17 protein-coding genes are annotated in these 21,118 nt (G+C 71.1%); 10 read left to right on the top strand and 7 right to left on the bottom strand.

Annotated features, from left to right (window positions below; translation table 11 throughout):
- The first annotated feature begins 277 nt into the window (after positions 1 to 277).
- From argH to THESUDRAFT_RS07165, 4 genes are all read left to right on the top strand, one after another.
- Positions 278 to 1,837 (top strand): argininosuccinate lyase, encoded by a 1,560-nt coding sequence (gene argH, locus THESUDRAFT_RS07180; protein ID WP_242823269.1) that lies wholly within the window; start codon positions 278 to 280, stop codon positions 1,835 to 1,837.
- A gap of 53 nt (positions 1,838 to 1,890) precedes the next feature.
- Positions 1,891 to 2,175: a helix-turn-helix domain-containing protein gene (locus tag THESUDRAFT_RS15275; protein WP_006904097.1), complete on the top strand. Its 285-nt coding sequence runs from the start codon at positions 1,891 to 1,893 to the stop codon at positions 2,173 to 2,175.
- Positions 2,176 to 2,655: 480 nt separating this feature from the next.
- Positions 2,656 to 4,293, top strand: coding sequence for a UDP-glucose dehydrogenase family protein (locus THESUDRAFT_RS07175; protein ID WP_006904096.1), 1,638 nt, complete (start codon positions 2,656 to 2,658; stop codon positions 4,291 to 4,293).
- A 342-nt stretch (positions 4,294 to 4,635) separates the two neighbouring features.
- The gene (locus tag THESUDRAFT_RS07165) at positions 4,636 to 5,532 is read left to right on the top strand and encodes an NAD-dependent epimerase/dehydratase family protein (RefSeq protein WP_006904094.1); all 897 of its coding nucleotides are present in this window, start codon (positions 4,636 to 4,638) and stop codon (positions 5,530 to 5,532) included.
- A 92-nt stretch (positions 5,533 to 5,624) separates the two neighbouring features.
- Here the strand turns inward: THESUDRAFT_RS07165 and THESUDRAFT_RS07160 are convergent, their stop codons facing one another.
- Together THESUDRAFT_RS07160 and THESUDRAFT_RS07155 are read right to left on the bottom strand one after the other, a co-directional pair.
- Entirely contained in the window at positions 5,625 to 5,819 is a 195-nt protein-coding gene (locus THESUDRAFT_RS07160; protein ID WP_006904093.1) for a hypothetical protein, read from the bottom strand.
- Between the two features lie 540 nt (positions 5,820 to 6,359).
- Positions 6,360 to 7,628 (bottom strand): pyridoxal-phosphate-dependent aminotransferase family protein, encoded by a 1,269-nt coding sequence (locus THESUDRAFT_RS07155; protein WP_006904092.1) that lies wholly within the window; start codon positions 7,626 to 7,628, stop codon positions 6,360 to 6,362.
- A 418-nt stretch (positions 7,629 to 8,046) separates the two neighbouring features.
- Between THESUDRAFT_RS07155 and THESUDRAFT_RS13440 the strand changes: the two genes are divergently transcribed.
- The gene (locus THESUDRAFT_RS13440) at positions 8,047 to 9,060 is read left to right on the top strand and encodes a restriction endonuclease (RefSeq protein WP_006904091.1); all 1,014 of its coding nucleotides are present in this window, start codon (positions 8,047 to 8,049) and stop codon (positions 9,058 to 9,060) included.
- A 123-nt stretch (positions 9,061 to 9,183) separates the two neighbouring features.
- Here the strand turns inward: THESUDRAFT_RS13440 and THESUDRAFT_RS07150 are convergent, their stop codons facing one another.
- Genes THESUDRAFT_RS07150 through THESUDRAFT_RS07140 form a run of 3 tightly spaced genes read right to left on the bottom strand, consistent with a single transcriptional unit; the run spans position 9,184 to position 11,538 of the window.
- Positions 9,184 to 9,975: an ABC transporter ATP-binding protein gene (locus THESUDRAFT_RS07150; protein ID WP_006904090.1), complete on the bottom strand. Its 792-nt coding sequence runs from the start codon at positions 9,973 to 9,975 to the stop codon at positions 9,184 to 9,186.
- The gene (locus THESUDRAFT_RS07145) at positions 9,972 to 10,877 is read right to left on the bottom strand and encodes an ABC transporter ATP-binding protein (protein ID WP_006904089.1); all 906 of its coding nucleotides are present in this window, start codon (positions 10,875 to 10,877) and stop codon (positions 9,972 to 9,974) included. Before THESUDRAFT_RS07145 ends, THESUDRAFT_RS07150 begins: the two co-directional genes overlap by 4 nt.
- A gap of 22 nt (positions 10,878 to 10,899) precedes the next feature.
- Positions 10,900 to 11,538 (bottom strand): ABC transporter permease, encoded by a 639-nt coding sequence (locus THESUDRAFT_RS07140; protein WP_169328712.1) that lies wholly within the window; start codon positions 11,536 to 11,538, stop codon positions 10,900 to 10,902.
- A gap of 336 nt (positions 11,539 to 11,874) precedes the next feature.
- On the opposite strand from THESUDRAFT_RS07140, the gene THESUDRAFT_RS07135 reads away from it, so the two are divergent.
- Positions 11,875 to 12,411: a hypothetical protein gene (locus THESUDRAFT_RS07135; protein WP_006904087.1), complete on the top strand. Its 537-nt coding sequence runs from the start codon at positions 11,875 to 11,877 to the stop codon at positions 12,409 to 12,411.
- A gap of 208 nt (positions 12,412 to 12,619) precedes the next feature.
- Positions 12,620 to 13,780 carry an acyl-CoA dehydrogenase family protein gene (locus THESUDRAFT_RS07130; RefSeq protein ID WP_006904086.1) on the top strand — a complete coding sequence of 387 codons (1,161 nt, stop codon included), beginning with the start codon at positions 12,620 to 12,622 and terminating at the stop codon, positions 13,778 to 13,780.
- 24 nt (positions 13,781 to 13,804) lie between these two features.
- On the opposite strand, the gene THESUDRAFT_RS07125 is transcribed toward THESUDRAFT_RS07130, so the two are convergent.
- Positions 13,805 to 14,932, bottom strand: a complete 1,128-nt coding sequence (locus THESUDRAFT_RS07125) for a hypothetical protein (RefSeq protein ID WP_006904085.1) — start codon at positions 14,930 to 14,932, stop codon at positions 13,805 to 13,807.
- Positions 14,933 to 15,410: 478 nt separating this feature from the next.
- Between THESUDRAFT_RS07125 and THESUDRAFT_RS07120 the strand changes: the two genes are divergently transcribed.
- The 3 genes from THESUDRAFT_RS07120 (at position 15,411) to THESUDRAFT_RS07110 (ending at position 19,675) form a co-directional block, all read left to right on the top strand.
- Positions 15,411 to 16,478, top strand: coding sequence for an HAD family hydrolase (locus THESUDRAFT_RS07120; protein ID WP_006904084.1), 1,068 nt, complete (start codon positions 15,411 to 15,413; stop codon positions 16,476 to 16,478).
- Positions 16,479 to 16,971: 493 nt separating this feature from the next.
- Positions 16,972 to 18,477 (top strand): cytochrome ubiquinol oxidase subunit I, encoded by a 1,506-nt coding sequence (locus THESUDRAFT_RS07115; protein WP_006904083.1) that lies wholly within the window; start codon positions 16,972 to 16,974, stop codon positions 18,475 to 18,477.
- Entirely contained in the window at positions 18,452 to 19,675 is a 1,224-nt protein-coding gene (locus THESUDRAFT_RS07110) for a cytochrome d ubiquinol oxidase subunit II (protein ID WP_006904082.1), read from the top strand. Before THESUDRAFT_RS07115 ends, THESUDRAFT_RS07110 begins: the two co-directional genes overlap by 26 nt.
- A gap of 135 nt (positions 19,676 to 19,810) precedes the next feature.
- On the opposite strand, the gene THESUDRAFT_RS07105 is transcribed toward THESUDRAFT_RS07110, so the two are convergent.
- Positions 19,811 to 20,872 carry an LCP family protein gene (locus tag THESUDRAFT_RS07105; RefSeq protein ID WP_006904081.1) on the bottom strand — a complete coding sequence of 354 codons (1,062 nt, stop codon included), beginning with the start codon at positions 20,870 to 20,872 and terminating at the stop codon, positions 19,811 to 19,813.
- Positions 20,873 to 21,118 lie beyond the last annotated feature (246 nt).

The following is a 21,118-nucleotide window of genomic DNA, read 5'->3' as shown; positions in this document are numbered from 1 at the left end:
AGCCGCGGTCTGGGTAACCGCGGCCCTGGCGACTGCGGTCCTGGTAGCCCCGGGTGTGGCAGGCGTAGCCCTGGGCATGGCGGGCGCGGGCGTGCGGCCGAGGCAAGCGAGCCGGGGTCGGGGCGGCCCGGCCCGGTGCGCAAGCGCCGAGGGGCGGGCGCGGCGGCGGGTCGCTCCGGTGCGGCGGCGAGAGGACAGGACGAGGCGAGCCGGGCCGGTGCACGCCGGCCGGTTCGACCGGTGAAAGAGGGCAAGGGAAGTGGGGAAGGGCATGGGGATGTCCATGGAAAGGGAAGAACGGCGGCCCTGCTTGCGGGAAGCGATTCTGGCCCAGGATGGGCGCCGGTTCCCAGGAAAGAGCTACGCCGATGCCGTGCTGGTGCCCATCTTCGAGCAGGCCAAGCGGTATCTGCTGCAGCCCATGCTGGCCATCCACCGGGCGCACCTGGTGATGCTGGTGGAGCAGGGGCTGCTGGAGGCGGACGCGGGACGGCGCATCCTGGCCGCCCTGGATGGCATCGACCCCGCCGAGGTGGCCGCCCGGTCGTACGACGGGCGCTTCGAGGATCTTTTCTTTTACATTGAACAGTTGCTGATCGAGCGGGCGGGGGAGGTGGCGGGGAACCTGCACATCGCCCGCAGCCGCAACGACATGGGCGTGGCGATGTACCGCATGGTCCTGCGGCGGCAGATCCTCCAGGTGGCGGAGGCGATGCTGGCCCTCTACCGCACCCTGGCCGAGCTGGCCGCCGAGCACGTGGACACCCTGACCCTGGCCTACACCCACACCCAGCCGGCCCAGCCCACCACCCTGGCCCACTACCTGGTGGCGGCGGCCGACGTGCTGGGCCGCGACCTGGCCCGCCTGCAGCGGGCTTACGACCTGGTGAACCGCTCGCCCCTGGGCGCGGCGGCCCTGACCACGTCGGGCTTTCCGGTCGACCGCCGCCGGGTGGCGGAGCTCCTGGGCTTCGACGGGCTGGTGGAAAACTCCTACGACGCCATCGCTTCCGTCGACTACCTGACGGAGACCGCGGCGGCCCTGCAGCTGGCCTTCGTGCACACGGGCCGGTTCGTCCAGGACCTCCTGGTCTGGTGCACCCACGAATTCGGGGCCCTGAAGCTGGCCGACGCCTACGTCCAGTGCAGCAGCATCATGCCCCAGAAGCGGAACCCCGTGGGTCTCGAGCACGCCCGGGCGCTCCTGAGCAGCGGGGCGGCCAGCGCCGCGGCGGTCATCGCCATGCTGCACAACACGCCCTTCGGGGACATCGTCGACTCCGAGGACGACCTGCAGCCCCACCTCTGGCAGGCGGCCGAGGTGGGTGCCCGCGTGTTCCGGCTGCTGGCCAACATCACCGGGACGGTGGAGGTGAACCGGCCGCTGCTGGAGCAGCGGGCCCGCGCCAGCTTCGCCACGGTGACGGAGCTGGCCGATGCCCTGGTGCGGGAGAAGGGGCTGGATTTCCGGTCGGCCCACGGGGTGGTCAGCCGGGCGGTGCGCCGGGCGGAAGAACACGGCCGCCAGGCGGCGGGCATCACCGCCGCGGATGTGGCCGCCGCGGCCCGGGAGGTCCTGGGGCGCGAGCTGGCGGTGGACGACGACCTGGTGCGGCGGGCGCTGGATCCGGCGGTGTTCGTGGCGGTGCGCCGGGTCACCGGCGGCCCGGCGCCGGACGAGGTGCGGCGGATGCTGGCGGAACGGGAGGCCACGGCGGACCGGCTGGCCGGCTGGCTGGAGGCCCGGGAGCGGTCGCTGGCGGCCGCCCGGCAGCGGCTGGAGGAGGCGTGCCGGGCGGTTCGCGGGGAGAGGGGGGCCCCGACTTTTCGAGATTGACGGGTGTCTTTTGGCTGGGATAACGTGGTAGCTACAGGGGAGGAGGTGCGCCCGTGTCCGTGTATCCGGGTCCCGGCCGGGCAAGGCCGCTCGGGGGCGCAGAGTTGTACTCCGGCGCCCTTGAGGTTGCTGCGACGCGGTCCGGGGACGATTCGTCCGGGGACGATTCCGAGGCTGAGCTCATTACCCCTCTAGTGGCCGCAGCTCTTCTTGGGATTGGTTCGATCAATACCGTGAAACGGTGGGTTCGTGACGGGCGGCTTGCGGGCACCATTCGGAACGGGCGTTACCTGGTGTACCGCAGGTCGGTGGACCGGCTCATGACGAAGCCAGGGTGAAAGGAGCGGCAGCCGGACACATTCGAGAGGGGATCCCGTTGCCCTCCATTCGTGCCCTGGTCGATACCAGCGCCCTGTTTGTTGCTGGTGTTTATTTCTCCGGACCAGCTGGTCCGGATTGCGATGGACCGTTGGGGAACGTAGCCAGTGCGACCCGGGGAACCGACTTCGTCATCGAGTGGCGGGTTCCGGATGTTACGATCGTTGCTGGATGGGTTCGTGACGAGGCTGAATGGCTCCTTGCCTGCCCAGTGGGCTTGCCCTTTTGACAGGATGCATGTGCCCCGGTATGGGAGTCAGGTTTCCCCGTATTGCGGTGCTTGTCCAACCTGGCGCTAAGGAAACGAAGAGTGTGTTAAACACTGCTCCAGCCTGTCCACTGCCGTCAGGCGGTAGCGCAAGGCGGGGTATCGCTTTTTCTTGCTGTCATCCCCGCCGTGGCAGGCAGCGGCACGCAGCGCCAACAGGGGGTTCGGTTCGGTGCGCATCACGGTGCTGGGCATGGGGTATGTGGGCGCGGTGGCGGCCGCAGGGCTGGCCCGCGACGGCCACCAGGTGCTGGGCATCGACGTGGATCCGGCCAAGGTGGAACGGTACCGGCGGGCGGAGGTCCCATTCTACGAGCCCGGCCTGGACGAGCTGGTCCGGGAGGGGGTCGCGTCCGGCCGCCTGCAGTTCGCCCTTCCCGCGGAGGTCGAACCCGGCCGGCTGGGCGACCTGGTCTTCGTGGCCGTGGGGACGCCGTCGCGCGCCAGCGGGGCCGCGGACCTCAGCCAGGTGGAGGCGGCCGTCGCCTGGGTGGCCGAACAACACCGGAAGGTCAAGGCGGTGGCGGCCGGCCCGTCCGCAAGCGCCGGCCGCGATCCGGCCGGCTCCGATGGCCTGCCCGAGGGCGGGCCCGTGGTGGTGATGAAGAGCACGGTGCCGCCGGGGACGGGCCGCCGCCTGCGCCACCGCTACCTGGAAACCGCGGGGATCGCCTACGTTTCGAACCCCGAGTTCTTGCGGGAGGGTAGCGCCGTCCACGACTGGTTCCACCCCGACCGGGTGGTGGTGGGCAGTGACTCACCATCTGCTGCCCAGCAGGTGGCCCGCCTGTTCCAGCACTACGGTGCCCCGGTGGTGGTCACGGACACCGCCACGGCCGAGATGATCAAGTACGGCGCCAACGCCTTCCTGGCGACCAAGATTTCTTTCATTAATGAACTAGCCAACATGTGCGATCGGGTGGGCGCCGACGTGGAAGAGGTGGCCCGGGGCATCGGCCTCGACCCGCGCATCGGGAGCCAGTTCCTCCGCGCCGGCCTTGGCTACGGCGGCTCCTGCTTCCCCAAGGACGTGGCCGCCCTGGATCATCTGGCCCGGGTGTACGACTACCCCTTCGAACTGCTGCGGGCGGTGATCGCGGTGAACGCCCGGCAGCGGCTGCTGCCGCTCTATGCCTTGCGGGAGGCCCTCGGGTCGCTGGCGGGCGTGCGGGTGGCCGTGCTGGGCCTGGCCTTCAAGCCCAAGACCGACGACGTCCGGGAGGCTCCGGCGCTGGACCTGATCCCCTTGCTGGTGGAGGAAGGCGCGGAGGTGCGGGCGGCCGATCCCCAGGCGGTGGAACGGGCCCGGCCCCTGCTGCCCGCCTCGGTGCATCTCACCCCGTCGGCTCTGGAAGCCTTGGAGGGCGCCCAGGCCGTGGTGCTGGCAACGGAATGGGACGAGTTCGTGCGGCTGGATTGGGAAGAGGCGGCCCGGCGGATGGCGGAGCCGCGGCTGGTGTTCGACGGGCGCAACGCCCTGGATCCCGAGCGGATGATGGCCCTGGGCTTCCGCTACCGGGGCGTGGGCCGCGGGCGGTTCACCGCGCCGTGGGCGGCTGCGGTGCCGGCCGGGCAGCCTGCGGTAGATGGGTTCGGCCGGGACGGTAAAGCGGCGGCTAGGGCCGGGGCGCCGGGAGCGGTGGTGCCCGGCGCCGTGGCGGGCCGATCGGCGTCCAAGGCTGCGGTCGGCGATGTGCCGGTGCACGGCGCTGCATCAGCCGATGGGGCGGGCCCGGGCGGTGCGGCACAGGGTGTGCTGGCGACCCCTGAGGCGGTGCCCGGTGTGGCGGCGGCCCGCGACCGGGATTGAGTTAGGGAACGCAGGGGGAGGGCGATCCGGCTCGTGCGGGTTCTGGTGACGGGTGCGGCAGGATTCATCGGCTCCCATGTGGTGCAGCAGCTAGTAACGGGGGCGGAGTGTGGGGGTGCGGCCGGGGGCGCAGCGGCCACGGGTGGGCCCGGCGCCTCAGCAGCTGGCGGTGAGGCTGGCCCGGCGGAGCCGGGGGGTGGATCTGGCCCGGTGGCCGGAGCAGCAGTTGGCGCGGCACCGGCCGGCGGAGGAGATGAATCCCCGGGTGCCGGCGCTCCCCGAGCCGGCATGGAAGTGGCCTCCGCCGGCGAGGCGAGGGCGGCAGCGGCTGGCGGCGATGGAGTGAGACTGGGCGGCGAAGTCGAACCCGTCGAAGTGCTGGCCGTCGACGACTTCTCCGCAGGCCGGGTCCGGCGGATTGCCGGCGTGACGGTGGAACGGCTGGACATCACCCAGGCCGGCGAGGTGGCGGCGGTCTTTCGTGACTTCCGGCCGGAGGCGGTGATCCACCTGGCCGCCCAGGTCAGCGTCGAGCGCTCCCTGGAGCGGCCGGACCAGGACGTGGACGTCAATGTATACGGCACCTTGAACCTGGTGCGGGAGGCGGTGGCCGCCGGGACGCGCCGGGTGGTGTTCGCCTCGTCGGCGGCGGTGTACGGGGATCCGCAGCGACTGCCCGTTGACGAAGACCACCCGCTCAAGCCCCTGTCCGTCTACGGCCGCTCCAAGCTGGCGGCCGAGTGGCTGATCCAGCAGTACGCCCAGGGAACGGGGCTGGAGGCCGTGATCCTCCGCCTGGGGAACGTGTACGGCCCGGGCCAGCGGCCCGAGACGGGGCCCGTGGTGGCGCGGTTCTTCCTGGATGCCTTGAGCGGCCGGGGGCCGGTGATCCACGGCGACGGCCAGCAGACCCGGGATTTCGTGTACGTGGGCGATGTGGCCCGGGCCTTTGTCCTGGCTCTGGCGGGGCCTGCCGGCGTGGTGGCGAACATCGCCGGCGGCCGGGCCACGGCCATCGGCGAGCTGGCCCAGCGCATCGGCCGGCTGGTGGCGGGCTCGCCGGCGCCCCGTTACGGCCCGCCGCGGCCTGGGGACATTCGCCACAGCGTCCTGTCCAGCGACCGGGCCCGCCGGCTGCTGGGCTGGACGCCGCGGGTCGGTCTGGAGGAGGGCCTGGCCGCCACGTACCAGTGGTACCGGCGGCAGGTGGCGAAGGCCGTGGAACCGGTGGCGGGGTAGGGTGTATGCCGGCCTCACGGGCCTCACGGCTCCGGACTGAGGGTTTCGGCCTTCGCTGTTCACAGCACCCTACAAACCGTTGACCGCCACCTTCAAATGCGACCGGTGTACCAGGCCACGACGAAGCCGAGCACGGTGAGCGCCAGGCCGAGGAACAGGATCAGGGTTTCGCGCATCAGTTGCCGGTTCTCGGGGTTGATGGCCGCCTCCCCGGGGGAATCGGGCGGCTCACCCACCAGGAAAACCTTCGTAAGGGACTCCACGATCACTCGCCAGACCTTCTTCATGCTCGCTCTCCTCACCATGGGGGCTCCAGGATTCGACCCGCGGCCGGACCCGTGCTGTCATCTTTTGTCGAACCCCGTCGATGGAAGACACTTCGGTGTCCAGAAGTGGATCCCTGTAGCCGTAGCGGCTACAAAGCCCCGGCCCGTTGGAAGATTCCGCAGGCTGGATGAGGCGGGCTCTGGCGGCCAGCGGCGAGGCTGGCCGCATGGTGAGGACAGCGCCATGGTGAGGACAGTGGCAAACCGTGGCAACGGGGTCTGGGCTCGCAGGCCCACAAAAGAGGGACGGCGCCCCTTCAGGCCCGTCCCTCGAATTGGGTGCCGTCTGTTTCTTGCAAGGCCTGCCGGGCTCTCTCAGCGCTTTGCTGCAACCACTCGCCAATGGCCCGAGCAGGTTCTGCCGGCAGGAACACTCGTGCAACGACGGTACGCCGCAGGCGGTCCCACCGGCAGCTGCCACCCTGCTGCTCGGGCCTGCGGCGTTCAACCATCGCCGGCCGCCACGCGCCTAGGGGATTCATCCGCCTTCGAGCCTGCGCCTCAACTGCTTCTCCCGCCGCCCTCGCCGGTAAGGGCGGGCCCCTCGCCGGCAAGGGCGGCCCGGTACGCTTCCACCGGATCGCCGGGCAGGTTCCACCCAAAGTGGTGCAGGGTGGCCGCCAGGGCCCGGACGAAGCGCTCGCCCTTCTCGGGCCGGGCGTTTTCGCCCATGTGGCCGGCGCGCCAGATGCGGCCGGCGGCGTCGCCCCAGCTGCCGGCCATGAGGACGCCGTGTTCTTCCCACATGAAACGGCGGATCGCCTGTTCCCGCGGGCGCAGGGCGTCGGGGATGAGCCAGGCGGTGACCGAGCGGGCGGCCGCCTGCGGCGCGGGGTACAGCTCAAGGCCGGCCGCCTCCCCGGCGGCCCGGATGGCGCGGGCCAGGCGCTGGTGCCGGGCCAGGCGCGCGGCCTCGCCTTCTTCCAGGGCGGCGGCGACGGCCGCGTAGAGGGCGTAGACATCGGAGGTCGAGGGGGTGTAGGGGAACTCGCCCTTGTCCAGCCAGAGGTCCTTCCACAGCCGCAGGTTCAGGTAGACGCCGCGGATGGGCGTCCGGCGGCGGGCCATGGCCTCCCAGGCGGCGGGACTTACGCTCAGGAAGGCCAGGCCGGGCGGCGCGGAGAGGGCCTTCTGCGAGCCGCCCAGGACCACGTCGGCGTGCCAGGCGTCGGCCTCCAGGGGCTCGGCGGCGATGGCGGAGACGCTGTCCATTACCGTCAGGATGCCGTGCTCGTGGAGGACGGGCAGGATCTGGTCCACGGGGTTGGTCAGGCCGGTGGGCGTCTCGCAGTGCACCAGGGTCGCCAGCTTGAAGGGCTTCTGGTCTCGGAGGAACCGGCGCAGGGCGTCCGGATCCAGGGGCCGGCGGTCGGGAGCCTCGAAGACGGTGACCTCGGCGCCGTAGTCCCGGGCGAAGTCGGCGAAGCCGTGGCCGTAGAGGCCGTTGGCCAGGGCGAGGACGCGGTCGCCGGGTTCGACCAGCGAGGCGATGGCGGCCTCGAGGCCCAGCAGGCCCTCGCCGGCCAGGATCAGCACGTCGCTCCGGGTGTGGAGCAGCTCCTGCAGCCCGGCGCAGGTGGCCCGGTACAGCTCGGCGAAGTCCGGGTCGAGGTCCGAGTTGGCCACGGGCAGGGCCATGGCCTCGCGGACGCGCGGGGAGACCTCTGTCGGGCCCGGGGTGAAGACCAGCCGTTCTTCCAGTTGCCGCGCGAAATCGAGGGGATGGCGGGTCGTCCGGCGGGCACCGGGTTCCGCGAAGGGCTGGGTCACCGGTCGATCACCCTCCCGGGGGATATGTCGCTCGAACCTTGCCCATCGTTGGCGCAACCTCGGGGAACATTGGTGGTACGACGGCGCCTTGAAATTAGGATGTGCTCGCCGGGCCAGCTTGTCAACGGTGATCGACGTTTCCAGAACAGGATTCATCACACTGGATGAGAATTATTGTACATCCTAACGTGCAAGCGGCCGGCCGCTCCCGGAGGCCCAAGTCGGTGTACGAACTGAGGATGGGTGTCCGCTTCAGCAGGTGGCAGGTGAGCCTGTTGCGAGGTGTGGGGTGTTACAGCACACATGATCGCGAGCGGGGATGAGTGGAGCAGGAAGCCCCTCGGCCCATGGCGATGGGATGTTCCGCATCGTTCGGGCCACGTGGCTTGCCTCATACTTCGGCTATGAGGTGGTGCGCATGAACGAATACCAAAGCCAATATACGATCTATGCAGTCAAGCCAAAGCAACCGTGGGAAGACGGTGCTTCATACTGGCTCCCGCTGTTATACAGCGAGTTACAAGAGGGTAGAGCACGTTTCGGTTGGGGTTACGGGCCTACGTCTGATATCCGGGTTATTAAGAAAAAGATTCAAGACAATGGATTCGATAACCTGACTTCGGATGAACGAGGTGTTTGGTCTCGCGCAGGATTCCTACTAGACGTGAGGCCTGGCGACTATTTCGTTTACATCAATATGCCGGAGTGGGGCCAGTGCACGGTCGTGCAGATTGACGGGGAATATGATTACGATGACGAACCCTGGGATCCAGATCGTGAAGATGACTTTCGCCACCGGCTACCGTGCCACTTTGTGGCCCAATTCGGTCGCAATGACGAGATTGTCCCTCCGATATTATCGCAGAGGCTGAAGCTTCAGGGTGCAAGATACCGCATCGGCTTGCATCGCGAGTTTGAGGAGCTATTAAGACGGCTTGCAGCTGGAGAGAAAGGAACGAACCCCAACGATGCAATTCGCAACATTGTCGGACGTTCCCTTCACGCCATTTCGGAAGAGATCTATCGCCACTTCCCGCGAAAAAATCTTGAGGAATTTGTTGCTCAGCTTTTGAAGAGTCAGCCGAATATTAGAGAAGTGCGTAAGGGACCGGACCGAAACGGAGCAGATTTAGAGGTGGATATTGAAGTGCCTATCGGCCCAGTGTCGTTAACATTATGCTGTGCCGTGCAAGTCAAAGCGTACACCGGGACCATGGACTATACGAGAGCCATTAGGGATATTGAAAAGGCGCTTACGTCTGATTCGCGCTATGACTGTGGGCTCATCGTAACCACTGCGAGTGAATATACACAACAATTCGAGCAGGCCCTCAACGAGCTTCGGGAGAGATGCAAAAAGCCGGTCGAAGTGCTGTTGGGGAGTGACTTGGCCTACACGTTAGTATCGGATTACGTTAACTCGACGAAATAACGGGATGTAACGGTTCGTCGTACGATCGAGTGACAAAACGGGCAGAACTTTCTCTGCCCGTTATGTTTTGGCGTACACAGTATCGAGAAGGTTGCGCTTGACTTCAATCACAAGTGCTGCCCCTCAGGCGGAGAAGCCACCGGGCCCGGCCGCCAGGCGGGCGAACGCCTCCCCGAGGCTGCCGCCGCCCGCGTACCGGCGGCGGATCTCCCCCGGCGGTGCCTCGGCCACCAGGCGGCCGCGGAGCATCATGCCCAGGCGGTCGCACTGCTCGGCTTCGTCCATGTGGTGGTTGGTGACCAGGACCGTCGTGCCCGCGTCGGCCATGGCGTAGATCATCTCCCAGAACTGGCGGCGGGCCCGGGGGTCCACGCCGGAGGTGGGCTCGTCCAGGAGGAGCAGCGACGGCTCGTGGAGGATTGCGCAGGCGAAGGCCAGGCGCTGGCGCAGCCCGCCGCCCAGGCTGCCGGCCCGGGCCCGCCGCTGGCCCGGGAGGCCGGTCCGCTCCAGCAGCTCCGCGATGCGCCGGGCCAGCCGGTCGCCGTCCAGCCCGTACACCTGGCCGTAGAAGCGCAGGTTTTCTTCCACCGTCAGGTCCGGGTAGAGGCTGAAGCGCTGGGACATGTAGCCCACCCGGGCGCGGATGGCGGCGGCCTGCCGGGCGGGGTCCAGGCCCAGCACCCGTGCCCGCCCCGTGGCGGGTATGAGGCCGAGGAGGGCGCGGATCAGGGTGGTCTTGCCGGCGCCGTTGGGGCCCAGCAGGCCGTAGACGGCGCCCGCCGGCACCCGCAGGCTCACGCCGTCCACCGCCACGAAGTCGCCGAAGCGGCAGGTGAGGCCTTCCGTCTCGATGGCGAGCTCGCTGCCGTTTCCGGTCCCGTTCGTGCCCGTGCCGATCATGCGCGTGCCGTTCATGCCCGCGCCTCCTCCTTGCCGGCGGGCTCCTTGCCGGCCAGCTCGCCGGCGAGCCAGACGTAGACGTCTTCCAGTTCGACCTCAGCGGGGACGGCCCGCACGCCGGGCGGGAGCGTGGGATCCGGGGCGCCCACAGGCAGCGCCACGCGCACGCCCTCGCCGGCCGGCCGGGCATCCTGCACGCCGGGCAGCTCCCGGGCGAGGCGGAGCAGTTCCTGGCGCCGGCCCTCGGCCTGCAGGAGCAGCACGCGGCAGGGGACCCGCGCCCGCAGTTCCTCCGGGCTGCCCGCCGCCAGCAGCCGGCCCCGGTGGAGGAGCGCCACCCGCCGGCACCGGCCCGCTTCGTCCATGTAGGGCGTGGCCACCAGCACGGCCATGCCGCCGGCCGCCAGCTGATCGAGGAGCGCCCAGAGCTCGCGCCGGGCCACCGGGTCGACGCCCGTGGTGGGCTCGTCCAGCAGGGCGACGGCGGGCCGGTGGATCAGGGCGCAGGCCAGGGCCAGCTTCTGGCGCATGCCGCCGGACAGGTGGCGCGCCGGGCGGTGGCGGAAGGCCTCCAGCCCCGCCCACGCCAGCAGGCGGCCGGCCTCGGCGGCCAGGGCCCGCCCGTTCATCCCGTAGAGGCGGCCGAAGAAGGTGAGGTTCTCCCATACGGTGAGGTCGGGGTAGACGCTGCTGGCGCCGGCCAGGTAGCCGATGCCGGCGTCCCCGGGGCGCTCCACGCGGCCGGCCGCCGGCGTGAGCACCCCCGCCGCCACGCGGAGCAGCGTGGTCTTGCCCGCCCCGTCGGGACCCACCAGGGCCGTCACCGTGCCCGCGGGCAGGTCCAGGTCGACGTCGCGCAGGACCTCCACCGCCCCGAAGCGGTGGCTCACCCCGGCCAGGCGCAGGACCATGTCCATGGCGGACCGCCTCCCTCAAAGGTCAGGTCACCCGGCCAGCCGCCGCCGCAGGCGCACGGTGGCGACGGCGAGTCAGCAGCACGCCGTACCCCGCCAGCACCGCCGCCTGGGGCCAGAGCACGTCCAGGCCCTGCCCCTTCAAGGAGATCCCGCGGGCGATGGGCACGAAGTAGGTGAAGGGCAGGACCGTCGAGATCCACTGGATGACCCGCGGCATGGAGCTGATGGGGAAGATCAGGCCGGACATCAGGATCTGCGGGAACATCACGAAGAAGGCCAGCTGCATCGCCTGCTGCTGGTTCTCCGAGACCGCTGAGCCGAGCACGCCGAGGCCGACGGTGCTCAGCAGGAACAGCAGGGTCAGCCCGGTGAACAGCGCCAGGCTGCCCGCCGGCTCGAGGCCGAACACGGTGAGGCCTGCCACGAGGACCAGCACGAAGTCGACGCCCGCCAGGACGATGTAGGGCAGCAGTTTGCCGACCTCGAACAGGCGAAGCGGTGTGACCGCCAACTGTTCGAGGGTCCCGTATTCGCGTTCGCGAACGATGCCCAGCGCCACCAGCAAGGTGGTGGCGAGCATCGTTACCATGCCCAGGAGGCCGGGGATCATCACCGGGGCACTCTTGAGGTCGGGATTGTAGAGGATCTCCACGTCGGGCACGAGGTTGGGCGGTTCCGGCAGATCGGCGGGGGCTACGTCGAGGGCGTCGACGTCGGGCGCATCGGTGCGATGGTCGGACCGAAGAAGACGATTTTCCCGGTCGATCGGCTGGGTGTGCCGGAGGTCGAGGGGTAGGCGGAGGCGAAGAAGAACGACCCGGCGACGCTGCATTTGGTGCGGGACGTGGCCGCGGAGGGGACGCTGCCCGGAGCGTACAGGTTCCGTGGGCTTGCACCTGCACCTGCATCTAGACCCGAAGCCGACACGGAGCGGAAGCGGAACATGAACCGTCCCGATGGATCCGCCGATTGCCCGGATCCGGCGGAGCTTCGGCCCTTGATCCGCACCCTGACCCAGGCCGGCTGCCCGGTGGTGCTCGGAGGCAGCGGGCTACTGGCAAGCTTGGGGTTGGTCGATCGGGTCCGTGACTGGGACCTGGTCACCGACGCGCCGCTGGAACGCGTCCTGGCTGCCGTGCCCGTTATCCAGGGATGGAGCGGCTCGTTGCAGGTCCGGAGGCACCCGCCCTTCGCCAGCCGGTTCTTCATTCGATGGACGCCGGTCCCGGGCTCTGAACCCCGCCGCTCTGTGGATCTGATCGGCGGGTTCGCCATCCGCACCGCCGGCGGGATCTGCCATCTGCCGGCGCTGCAGGGCGGGACCTGGCAGGACGTCCCCATCGCCAGCCCCGAAGTGTGGCTGGTCGCCTACCGGCTGATGAACCGCCACGACCGGGCGGACCTTCTGGCCGGCTACCTTCGCCACCACGGGTTCGCCCCGGACCGGGTGCGCCGGCTTCTGCAGGAGCCGCTGCCCGACGCGGTGCGCCGGGAGCTCAAGGCCTTCCTGGAGGACCCGGCCGGCAACCCCTGAGCCACGTGGCGGCGGGGGGAGGACGTCATGGCCAGGCGGTACCCGGGCAGGTGCCCCTGGCGGCGGCAACGAATCGTAACCCAGGCCGCGACGTTCGACCAGTGCAGCGGGCGGCGGGGGATCCTGTTCCCCCGGGGACCCCGGTGTCGCCGGAACCCTGTCCCCCGGAACCCTGTCCCCCGGCCCGGCCCATGAGGAGGTATTTCCCTTGGCCGGTCTCGACTACTACCGCGTCGCCGACCTCTTCACGCCGGAGGAGCGGTTGATCCAGGAGGAGACCCGCCGCTTCCTCGAGGCCGAGGCGGCGCCCCACATCGCCCGGTGGTGGGAGGAGGGGACCTTTCCCCGGCACCTGATCCCCCGTTTCGGGGAGCTGGGCCTGCTGGGCGCCACCTTGCCGGAGGCGTACGGCGGCGCCGGCGCCAGCAGCATCGCCTACGGCCTCATCATGTACGAGCTGGAGCGCATCGACTCGGGTCTCCGCAGCTTCGCCAGCGTGCAGAGCTCGCTGGTCATGTACCCGATCTACCGCTACGGGTCGGAGGAACAGCGGCGGGAATACCTGCCCAAGCTGGCCCGGGGCGAGCTCATCGGCTGCTTCGGCCTGACCGAGCCCGACGGCGGCTCGGACCCGGGCTCCATGAAGACCCGCGCCCGCAAGGACGGTTCGTCCTACGTGATCACCGGCCGCAAGATGTGGATCACCAACGGCAACCTGGCCCACATCGCGGTGGTCTGGGCGAAGGACGACGAGGGGGTCATCCGGGGCTTCATCGTCCCGACGGACACGCCGGGGTTCCGGGCGCGGGAGATCCCCCACAAGATGAGCCTGCGGGCTTCCGTGACCTCGGAGCTCATCCTCGATGAGGTGCGGGTCGACGCGGCCCAGATGCTGCCCGAAGCCCGCGGTCTGGGCGCGGCCCTGAGCTGCCTGACCCAGGCGCGGTACGGCATCACCTGGGGGGCGGCGGGCGCCATCGACGCCGTCTTCCACGAGGCGCTGGAGTTCGCCCGGCACCGGGTCACCTTCGGCCGGCCCATCGCCGAGCGGCAGCTGGTGCAGGCCAAGCTGGTGGAGATGGTCCAGGCCCACACCCAGGCGCTCCTCATGTCCTGGCGGCTCGGCAAGCTCAAGGACGAGGACAAGCTGACCTACGCCCAGGTGTCCCTGGCCAAGCGCAGCAACGTGCGGGCGGCGCTGCAGGCGGCCCGCTCGGCCCGCGAGATCCTGGGCGGCAGCGGCATCACCCTGGAGTACGCGGCGATCCGCCACATGCTGAACCTGGAGACGGTGGACACCTACGAGGGCACCTACGACATCCACACCCTCATCGTGGGCCGCGACGTGACGGGCCTGGGGGCCTTCTAAGGCTGGGCAACGCGCCGGCGGCGGTCACTCGTCCCCCAGGAGCCCGAAGCTGCCTTCCCAGCGCCGGATCAGGCCGATGGGGCAGCGGCGGTCGCCCTGGCCCAGGGGGTTGTCCCGCAGGATGGCCAGCAGGAGCCGCCAGGGGAAGGGGTGGGAGCTGGCCCGGATGGTGCCGCCGTTGTCGTTGATGTCCACGATGTGCACCGGCGCGCCCAGGGCTGCGGCCAGCTCGCGGGCGATGGCCAGGGCCTCGGCCCGGCGCAGGGGGGGCAGCACGTAGCCCTCGTAGGGGCTTCCCGCCCGCATGCCGTCCAGGGAACGGGCCCCGGTGCCCGCCACGTGGTAGAACACGCCCCGGATGCCCAGGGGGCGGGTGAGGGCCGCCGCCGCGGCCGCCGCCAGGATGCGGAGCCGGCCCGTCTCCTCGATGGCCACCTGCATCTTGTGGGGGATGGAGAGGCCCTGGCCCCACCCGGTGGGGCGGACGTACCGGGCCAGCAGGGTGGCCAGCCTGCCGGGCTGGACCTGGTGGGCCGGGACCATTCGGCCGCGCACGGCAATAACGGCCGTCTCGCTGATGATGGCGTGATCGCCCGGCCGCAGGTGCGGTGCCAGGTAGCGGCGCAGGGTGGCGGCCAGGTCTTCCCCGCGCTCGAACCAGTGGGTCCGGATCACCACCCGCTCGAAGGCGTGGGGACCGATCCGCACCCGGGTGATGAACACTTCGCCCGGGGCGGCGGCCAGGGGCCCGGTGCCCGCAGGGTCGGCTCCGGCGTAACCCACGGGCGCCGGTTGCTCCCGGGCGCCTGCAGGGCCGCCGGTACCGGCGGTTTCGGGCTCGCGGCCGGGATCCCGCACGGGCTGGGCCGGCGTTTCCGGCTCCGGGCGCGGGTACACCGCCGGTTCGACCACTTCGGTGGGTGCCACGATGGTGTCGGGCTCCTCCCGCGGCCAGCGGTCGGGTTCCACGTCGGGCCGCGGCAGGGTGGCGGGCTCGTGCCCCGGGAAGGTGAAGGGTTCACCGGGGAGGCGGCTCTGGGGGACGGTCGCGGTGCCCCTGGCCGCGATGGGGGCGCCGGGACCGCCGGCAGCCGGACGCCTGCCGGGTTCATCCATTGTACGGGCCGTGCTACCCGTGGGTTCGCTGCGCAAGCTCGTTGACCTCCCCCCGCCGGTGGCGAAGACCTCCTGCCGGGGGCGCGAGGGGGCGCCCGTCGCGCCCTCCCGGGACCCCGTGGCGCTCTTCATACCCGCGGCGCCCGTCGCGTCCTTTGGGCGCTCCGTTTCCCGGTCGTTGGCCTGGGCCGTGTTTTCCTGGCAGTAGTCTGGGCAGCGTTGCCGGCGGGCATTCGGCCGCCGGCCGGGGCCGGGTGGGGCGCGGCGGGCTTGGGGGACCGGAGGCGGGAGCCCGAGGATGCCGGGAGGCACGAGCCGTGCAGGGTGAGGCACAACTCCCGCAGGGCCCAGGGAGGGCACAGGGCACACGGGGCGCGGGGTGGAGGGCCCGAGCTGCCGGCCGGCAGGGTGGGGGCCCTCCCGGACGGAGGCATGGGCTATACTGGCAGGAAGGGGTTACCGGTCCGAACCGGACCTTGGGAACCGGACCTTGGAACGAAAGGAGGACAGGCTCTTGGCCGACGTCGACCCCGTGGTGCAGCCGGCAGGGCCGGTCCGGGCCCGGGCGGGCGCCGTCCGGGCGGCGGGCGCGCCCCTGACCCCGGCGGACCCGGCCCCGGATCCGGAGGACCCGGCCCGGCGGGAGGCGGGCAGGCCCCGGGCGGCGGCCGGCGCGCTCCCGACCCCGGGGGAGGCTCCGCCGGTGGCGGGCACGGCCCGGGATTCCGCGGGTGCGGCCCCGGAGGGTGCTCCGGCCGCTCAGGTCCTCGAGGGCCCGGGCGGTCCCATCGAGGCGGTGCTGTTCGACCTGGACGGCACGCTCCTGGAACTGGACATGGACCGCTTCCTCCCGGTCTACCTGCAGCGGCTGGCGGCCTGGGTGGCGGACCTGTTCGACCCGGAAGACTTCCTGCGCCAGCTGGTGCGCGCCACCGCCGCGGTGATGCAGAACCGGGACCGCTCGCAGCGCAACCAGGACCTGCTCTGGGAGGTGCTGTGGGCCGGGCTCGACCCGGCGCGCCATCCGGGGGCGCGGCCGGAACGGCGGGACGAGGCCCTGGCGCGTTTCGAGCAGTTCTACCGGGAGCAGTTTCCCCAGCTGCAGTTCATGGCGCGGAGGCGGCCGGAGGCGGCTGCGGTGGTCGAAGCGGCCCGCGCCCGCGGGTGGAAGGTGGTCCTGGCCACCAGCCCCATCTTCCCCATGGTGGCCATCGCCGAGCGCCTGCGCTGGGCAGGGCTCAGCGCGGACCGGTTCGACCTGGTGACGGTGCTGGAGAACATGCACAGCTGCAAGCCCCAGCCGGACTACTATCTGGAGGTGGCGCGCCGCATCGGGGTCGAACCCGGCCGCTGCCTGATGGTGGGCAACGACCTGCGGGACGACATCGCGCCCGCGCGGGTGGCGGGCATGGCCGTGTACGTGGTGGAAGGGCTTGTCCTTCACGAGGGCGAGCCGGGGGCCGCGGGCGCGCCCCGGGGCACCCTGGCCCAGCTGCTGCAATTGTTTGTCAAAAACGGAGCAAACGGTAACATTTTTGCAAAGCCCGAGACCTTGCACGGCAACAACGCCGCACTAGAGTAGGAATTGGCCTCGATCCTGACCAGGTGAACGCCACGGTGCGGCGGTCGGAACCCCCGCCGCGCGGCGCGCGGGCCGGACATGAGCGGAACTGCCCATCCGCTGCCCTCCCCGGGAACCCACCCGGCCCGCCGCACACCCGCCCTCCCCGGAACCCACCGGTGTGCGGCGCCGCGAGTGACCGTCGGCACCTGGTACGAAAGCCCCGCGGGATCCCGCGGGGCTTTTCTCTTCTCGCGTCGTTTTTTCCCGCCCGGGGAGAATCCTAGGACCAGCACCGGATCGCGGCACCGGACACCGGCTCGGGCGGGCCGGCGCCCACCCGGGCTGTTCCGGGCGCACGGCCGGGCCTCTCTCCCTGCCCCCTGGCTCGCCACCCGATGGCGGGGATGGGGCTCCCTGGATACGGTGGAGGGGAGGGGACCCGGGCTCCGGCGAGCCCGGTCCGGGGGGCCCGGGAACATGCCGTGACCCGGGATCGAAAGGGGGCCGGACGGTGGATTCCCTGCTGGCTGCCCGCCTGCAGATGGCCATCTCCCTGGGGTTCCACATGATCTTCGCGTCCCTGGCCCTGGGCATGCCGGTGCTCATGCTCATGGCCGAGGGGTTGTACCTGCGGCGGGGCGACCCGCGCTACCTGGAGCTGGCGCGCACCTGGGCCAAGGTGACGGCCATCACCTTTGCCATCGGGGCCGTGAGCGGCACCGCCCTGTCCTTCGAGCTGGGCCTGCTCTGGCCGCGCTTCATGGAACTGGCCGGACCGGCCACGGGCCCGGCCTTCACCCTGGAAGGCTTCGCCTTCTTCACCGAGGCGATCTTCCTGGGCCTGTACCTCTACGGGTGGAACCGGCTCTCGCCCCGGGCCCACTGGCTGGCGGGCATCCCCGTGGCGCTGAGCAGCGCCGCCTCCAGCGTGATGGTGGTGGCGTCCAACGCCTGGATGCAGAACCCGGTGGGTGTCCAAACCCTGCTGGAAGAACCCCACCGCTTCGATCCGGTGGCGGCCCTCTTCGGCAACCCCGCCTGGCCGGTGATGGCGCTGCATTCCACCCTGGCCTGCTATGCGGCGACGGCCTTCATGGTGGCCGCCGTGTATGCCTGGGCGGCCCTGAAAGGCTACCGGGACCCCATGCGGCGCAGCGCCCTGCGCATGGCCATGGCCATGGGCACCGTGGCCGCGCTGTTGATGCCCGTTACCGGCGACGTCAGCGCCAAGTTCGTCGCCCAGAACCAGCCCGTCAAGCTGGCGGCCATGGAGGCCCAGTTCGAGACGGAGGCCGGGGCGCCTCTGCGCATCGGCGGCCTGCCCGACCCGGAGACGGGCCGGGTGGCGTATGCCGTGGAGATTCCCGGCATGCTGAGCTGGCTAGCCTACGGCGACACGGGGGCCGTGGTGCAGGGGCTCGACCGGGTGCCCCGCGACCGCTGGCCCAACGTGCCCCTGACGCACATCGCCTTTCAGGTCATGGTGGTGGCGGGGATCCTGATGGTGCTGGTTTCGGCCTGGTACTGGTGGGCCGCCTGGCGCCACGAAGGCGGAGCCCGGGCCGGGGCCGCCGCCCGGGCCGGTGCGGCGCGCGGCGGCGCGACGGCAACCGGCTCCGGAGCAGCGGCGGGGGTGCTGGCCGACCGGCGCCTCATGCGAGGCCTGGTGGCGGCCGGGCCGCTGGGCATCGTGGCCCTGGAGGCCGGGTGGATCGTCACCGAGGTGGGCCGGCAGCCCTGGATCATCCGGGACGTGATGCTCACGGCGGACGCGGTGACGCCGGCCCCGGGGGTGGTGACCACCCTGGTGGCCTTCACGCTGCTCTATGTGCTGTTGAGCGTTACCCTGGTCTGGCTGCTGCGCCGGATCGGCCACAAGGACGTCCCCGGGGAGACGGCCGGGACCCACCCGGCCGGCGCCGGCGATCCGGCCCATCCCGCCGGCCCGGGCGGTCCGGGCGGCGGCCGGCCGGCCACTGCGGAGGCAGGTGGTGCGGGTGCCGGCGGCGGCAGGTGATCCCTTGCCCGAGACGGTGGTGGCGGTGGTCCTGATGCTGGCGCTGACGGCCTACGCGGTCCTGGGCGGGGCCGACTTCGGCGGCGGCGTCTGGGACCTTTTGGCCCGGGGACCGCGGGCGGAGGCCCAGCGCCAGGCCATCGCCCGGGCCATGGGGCCGGTGTGGGAAGCGAACCACGTGTGGCTGATTTTTGCCCTGGTGCTGCTGTTCACCGCCTTCCCCCGGGCGTACAGCAGCCTGGGGGTGGCTCTCTTCGTCCCCTTCCACCTGGTGCTGGCGGGCATCGTGCTGCGGGGCGCCGCCTTCGTCTTCCGGGCGCCCGCGGCCACGGCGGCCGGCCCCCAACGGGCCTGGGCCAGCGTCTTCGGTGCAGCCAGCACCATCACGCCCTTTCTCCTGGGCGCCACCCTGGCGGCCGTCTCCTCGGGCGGCATTCGGGTGGGGCCCGACGGCAGCGTGTCGACCAATGCCCTCCACGCCTGGTTCAGCCCTTTCTCGCTGCTGGTGGGGGCGCTGGCGGTGGCCCTGTTCGCCTATCTGGCCGCGGTCTACCTGGCGGTGGAGACCCGGGGTGCGCTCCAGGAAGATTTCCGCCGGCGCGCCCTCGGGGCCGGCATCGCCGTGGCCGCCCTGGCCGGCGCCCTGCTGCCCCTGGCGCCCCGGACGGCCCCCCACCTCTGGGAGCTGGTCTCCGAGCGGGGCCGGGTGCTGGTGGCGACGGGTGCGGCCCTGGCGTTACTCTCGGGCTGGCTCGTGTGGCGGCGCTACTTCCTGCTGGCGCGGGTGACCGCGGTGGCGGAGGTGGTGGTGCTGCTCTGGGGCTGGGCCCTGGGCCAGTGGCCGTATCTGATCTATCCCGATGTGACGGTGTTCAACGCGGCGGCGCCCGACCCCATCCTGCGCTTCGCCCTGTGGGCCACGCCCGCCGGCCTCCTCATCCTGATCCCGTCCCTGTGGCTCCTGTTTGCCGTCTTCAAGGGGGAGAACCCGCAGGCGGGCGAGCCGCCGGGGGCCTTGGACCCGCGGCCGAACCCGGCCCGGCCGGGGGCGGGCAGCGCGGCGGGGAGCCCCGCGGCCGGGCAAGCCACCGCCGGCCCCGTCGAGGGGGATGACGGCGGCAGGGACCGTCCGGCGGGCCCGGCTGGCCCCAGGCCCCTTGGGCAGGACGGGGGGCCTGACGGCGCGCGGGGAACCTGAGCGCAGGGGGCGGGACGCGCGGAGCCCTGCTGCTTAGGGCCCCGCTGCTTGCCGGTGGAACGGCGCCTGGCCGCTGGCCCCGTACGATGCGGGCGGCCCCCGCTCGGCCGCTCCGGGGCGGCCTGGGGCCGGTGGCTACGGCCCGGCCGGCGCGCCGGGGGCGGTGCCGGCGGCGTCCCGGGCCTCCCGGGACGGGCCCGAACCCGGGTTCGGGGCCGGGTTCGTCCCGCCGGGCAGGGAGCCTGGGGCGGTGGCGCGGGCCGTGGTCGCCGCGGGCTCTTTGATGCCCAGCTCGTACAGGACCTGGTTCGTGGCGGGCCAGTCCACCTCGTAGTAATAGATCCCCTTCAGCATGATGCCGTGCCCTTTGACCATTCCCCGGCGGATGCCGTCCAGGTCGGTGTTCCAGGCCAGGCGTGCCAGGGCGACGGCGTCGCGCAGGCCCATGTCCGTCTCCACATACCGGTTGACGATGGCCAGGGTGCGGGGCACGTCCAGCAGGGTCATGCGCGCTTTCAGCTGCCTGGCCACGTCGATCAGGAACTGCTGCTGGCGGTCGGCCCGGCCGAAGTCCCCGTCGGGGTCGTTGTACCGTTCCCGCAGGTAGGCCAGGGCCAGCCGGCTGTCCATGGTGTGGCGCCCCTTCTCGAGGAACGTCCCGTCTTGCAGGCGGAGATCGTAAGGGACGTCGACCTCCACGGGGCCCAGCACGTCGATGAGCTGCAGGAAGCCCGGCATGTCGATCCGCGCCCAGTGATGGACGGGGATGCCGAAGTTCTCCGCCACGGTGCGGGTGGCCAGCTCCACCCCGCCGAAGGCATGGGCGTGGGTGATCTTGTCCAGGCCCCGGCCCGGGATTTCCACCCGGCTGTCGCGGGGGATGGAGAGCATGGCCACCTCCCGGGTGTCCGGGTCGATGGAGACCAGGATCATCGTGTCGGAGCGGGTCTGGGCGCCCTGTTCGCGGGCGTCGATGCCCAGGAGCAGGATGTTGATCCGCTCCGAACGGGCCGGCCGGCTCGGGGCCGGCTCGCCGGCCGGCGAGGCCGGTGCCGGAGCCGCCGGTTCGGCGGGAGCGGTCAATTCGTAGCCGGCCAGGTAAGCGGCGGCCAGGGCGACGGCCAGCAAGCCGGCGCCGGCCACCCAGGCCAGCCGGCGCCATCCCCGGCGCCGCCGGGTTCTTCCAGGACGAACCATAACCATCCCTCGCTGCCGGCCCTGCAGGAAGCCGGAACCGGCGTCACGAATCTATTCCGGACACTTTTCCCGTCGCAGGCGTTGCAGACGTCCATGGACTTTCGCATTCCTGTGCCTTCCAAACGCCCGGCGGGCATCACAACGGGCTCCGCTGCCTGTCCCGTTGCGCTCCGTTTTCGATTGTAACCCATCCAGGCCGCAGTGCGGGTTTGTGCCGGCGGAAGGACGCGCCGGGTGAGCATGTCC

Source organism: Thermaerobacter subterraneus DSM 13965, from assembly GCF_000183545.2.
Taxonomy (GTDB): domain Bacteria; phylum Bacillota; class Sulfobacillia; order Thermaerobacterales; family Thermaerobacteraceae; genus Thermaerobacter; species Thermaerobacter subterraneus.
Note: the sequence above shows the minus strand (reverse complement) of the source record. Positions and strands in the feature narration are given on the sequence as shown.

Excerpts from the sequence above, each read along its gene's own strand:
- THESUDRAFT_RS07145 (WP_006904089.1), bottom strand. The coding sequence starts at position 10,877 with ATGGACATGGTCCTGCGCCTGGCCGGGGTGAGCCACCGCTTCGGGGCG.
- argH (WP_242823269.1), top strand. The coding sequence starts at position 278 with ATGTCCATGGAAAGGGAAGAACGGCGGCCCTGCTTGCGGGAAGCGATT.
- THESUDRAFT_RS07160 (WP_006904093.1), bottom strand. The coding sequence starts at position 5,819 with ATGAAGAAGGTCTGGCGAGTGATCGTGGAGTCCCTTACGAAGGTTTTC.
- THESUDRAFT_RS07150 (WP_006904090.1), bottom strand. The coding sequence starts at position 9,975 with ATGAACGGCACGCGCATGATCGGCACGGGCACGAACGGGACCGGAAAC.
- THESUDRAFT_RS13440 (WP_006904091.1), top strand. The coding sequence starts at position 8,047 with ATGAACGAATACCAAAGCCAATATACGATCTATGCAGTCAAGCCAAAG.
- THESUDRAFT_RS07105 (WP_006904081.1), bottom strand. The coding sequence starts at position 20,872 with ATGGTTCGTCCTGGAAGAACCCGGCGGCGCCGGGGATGGCGCCGGCTG.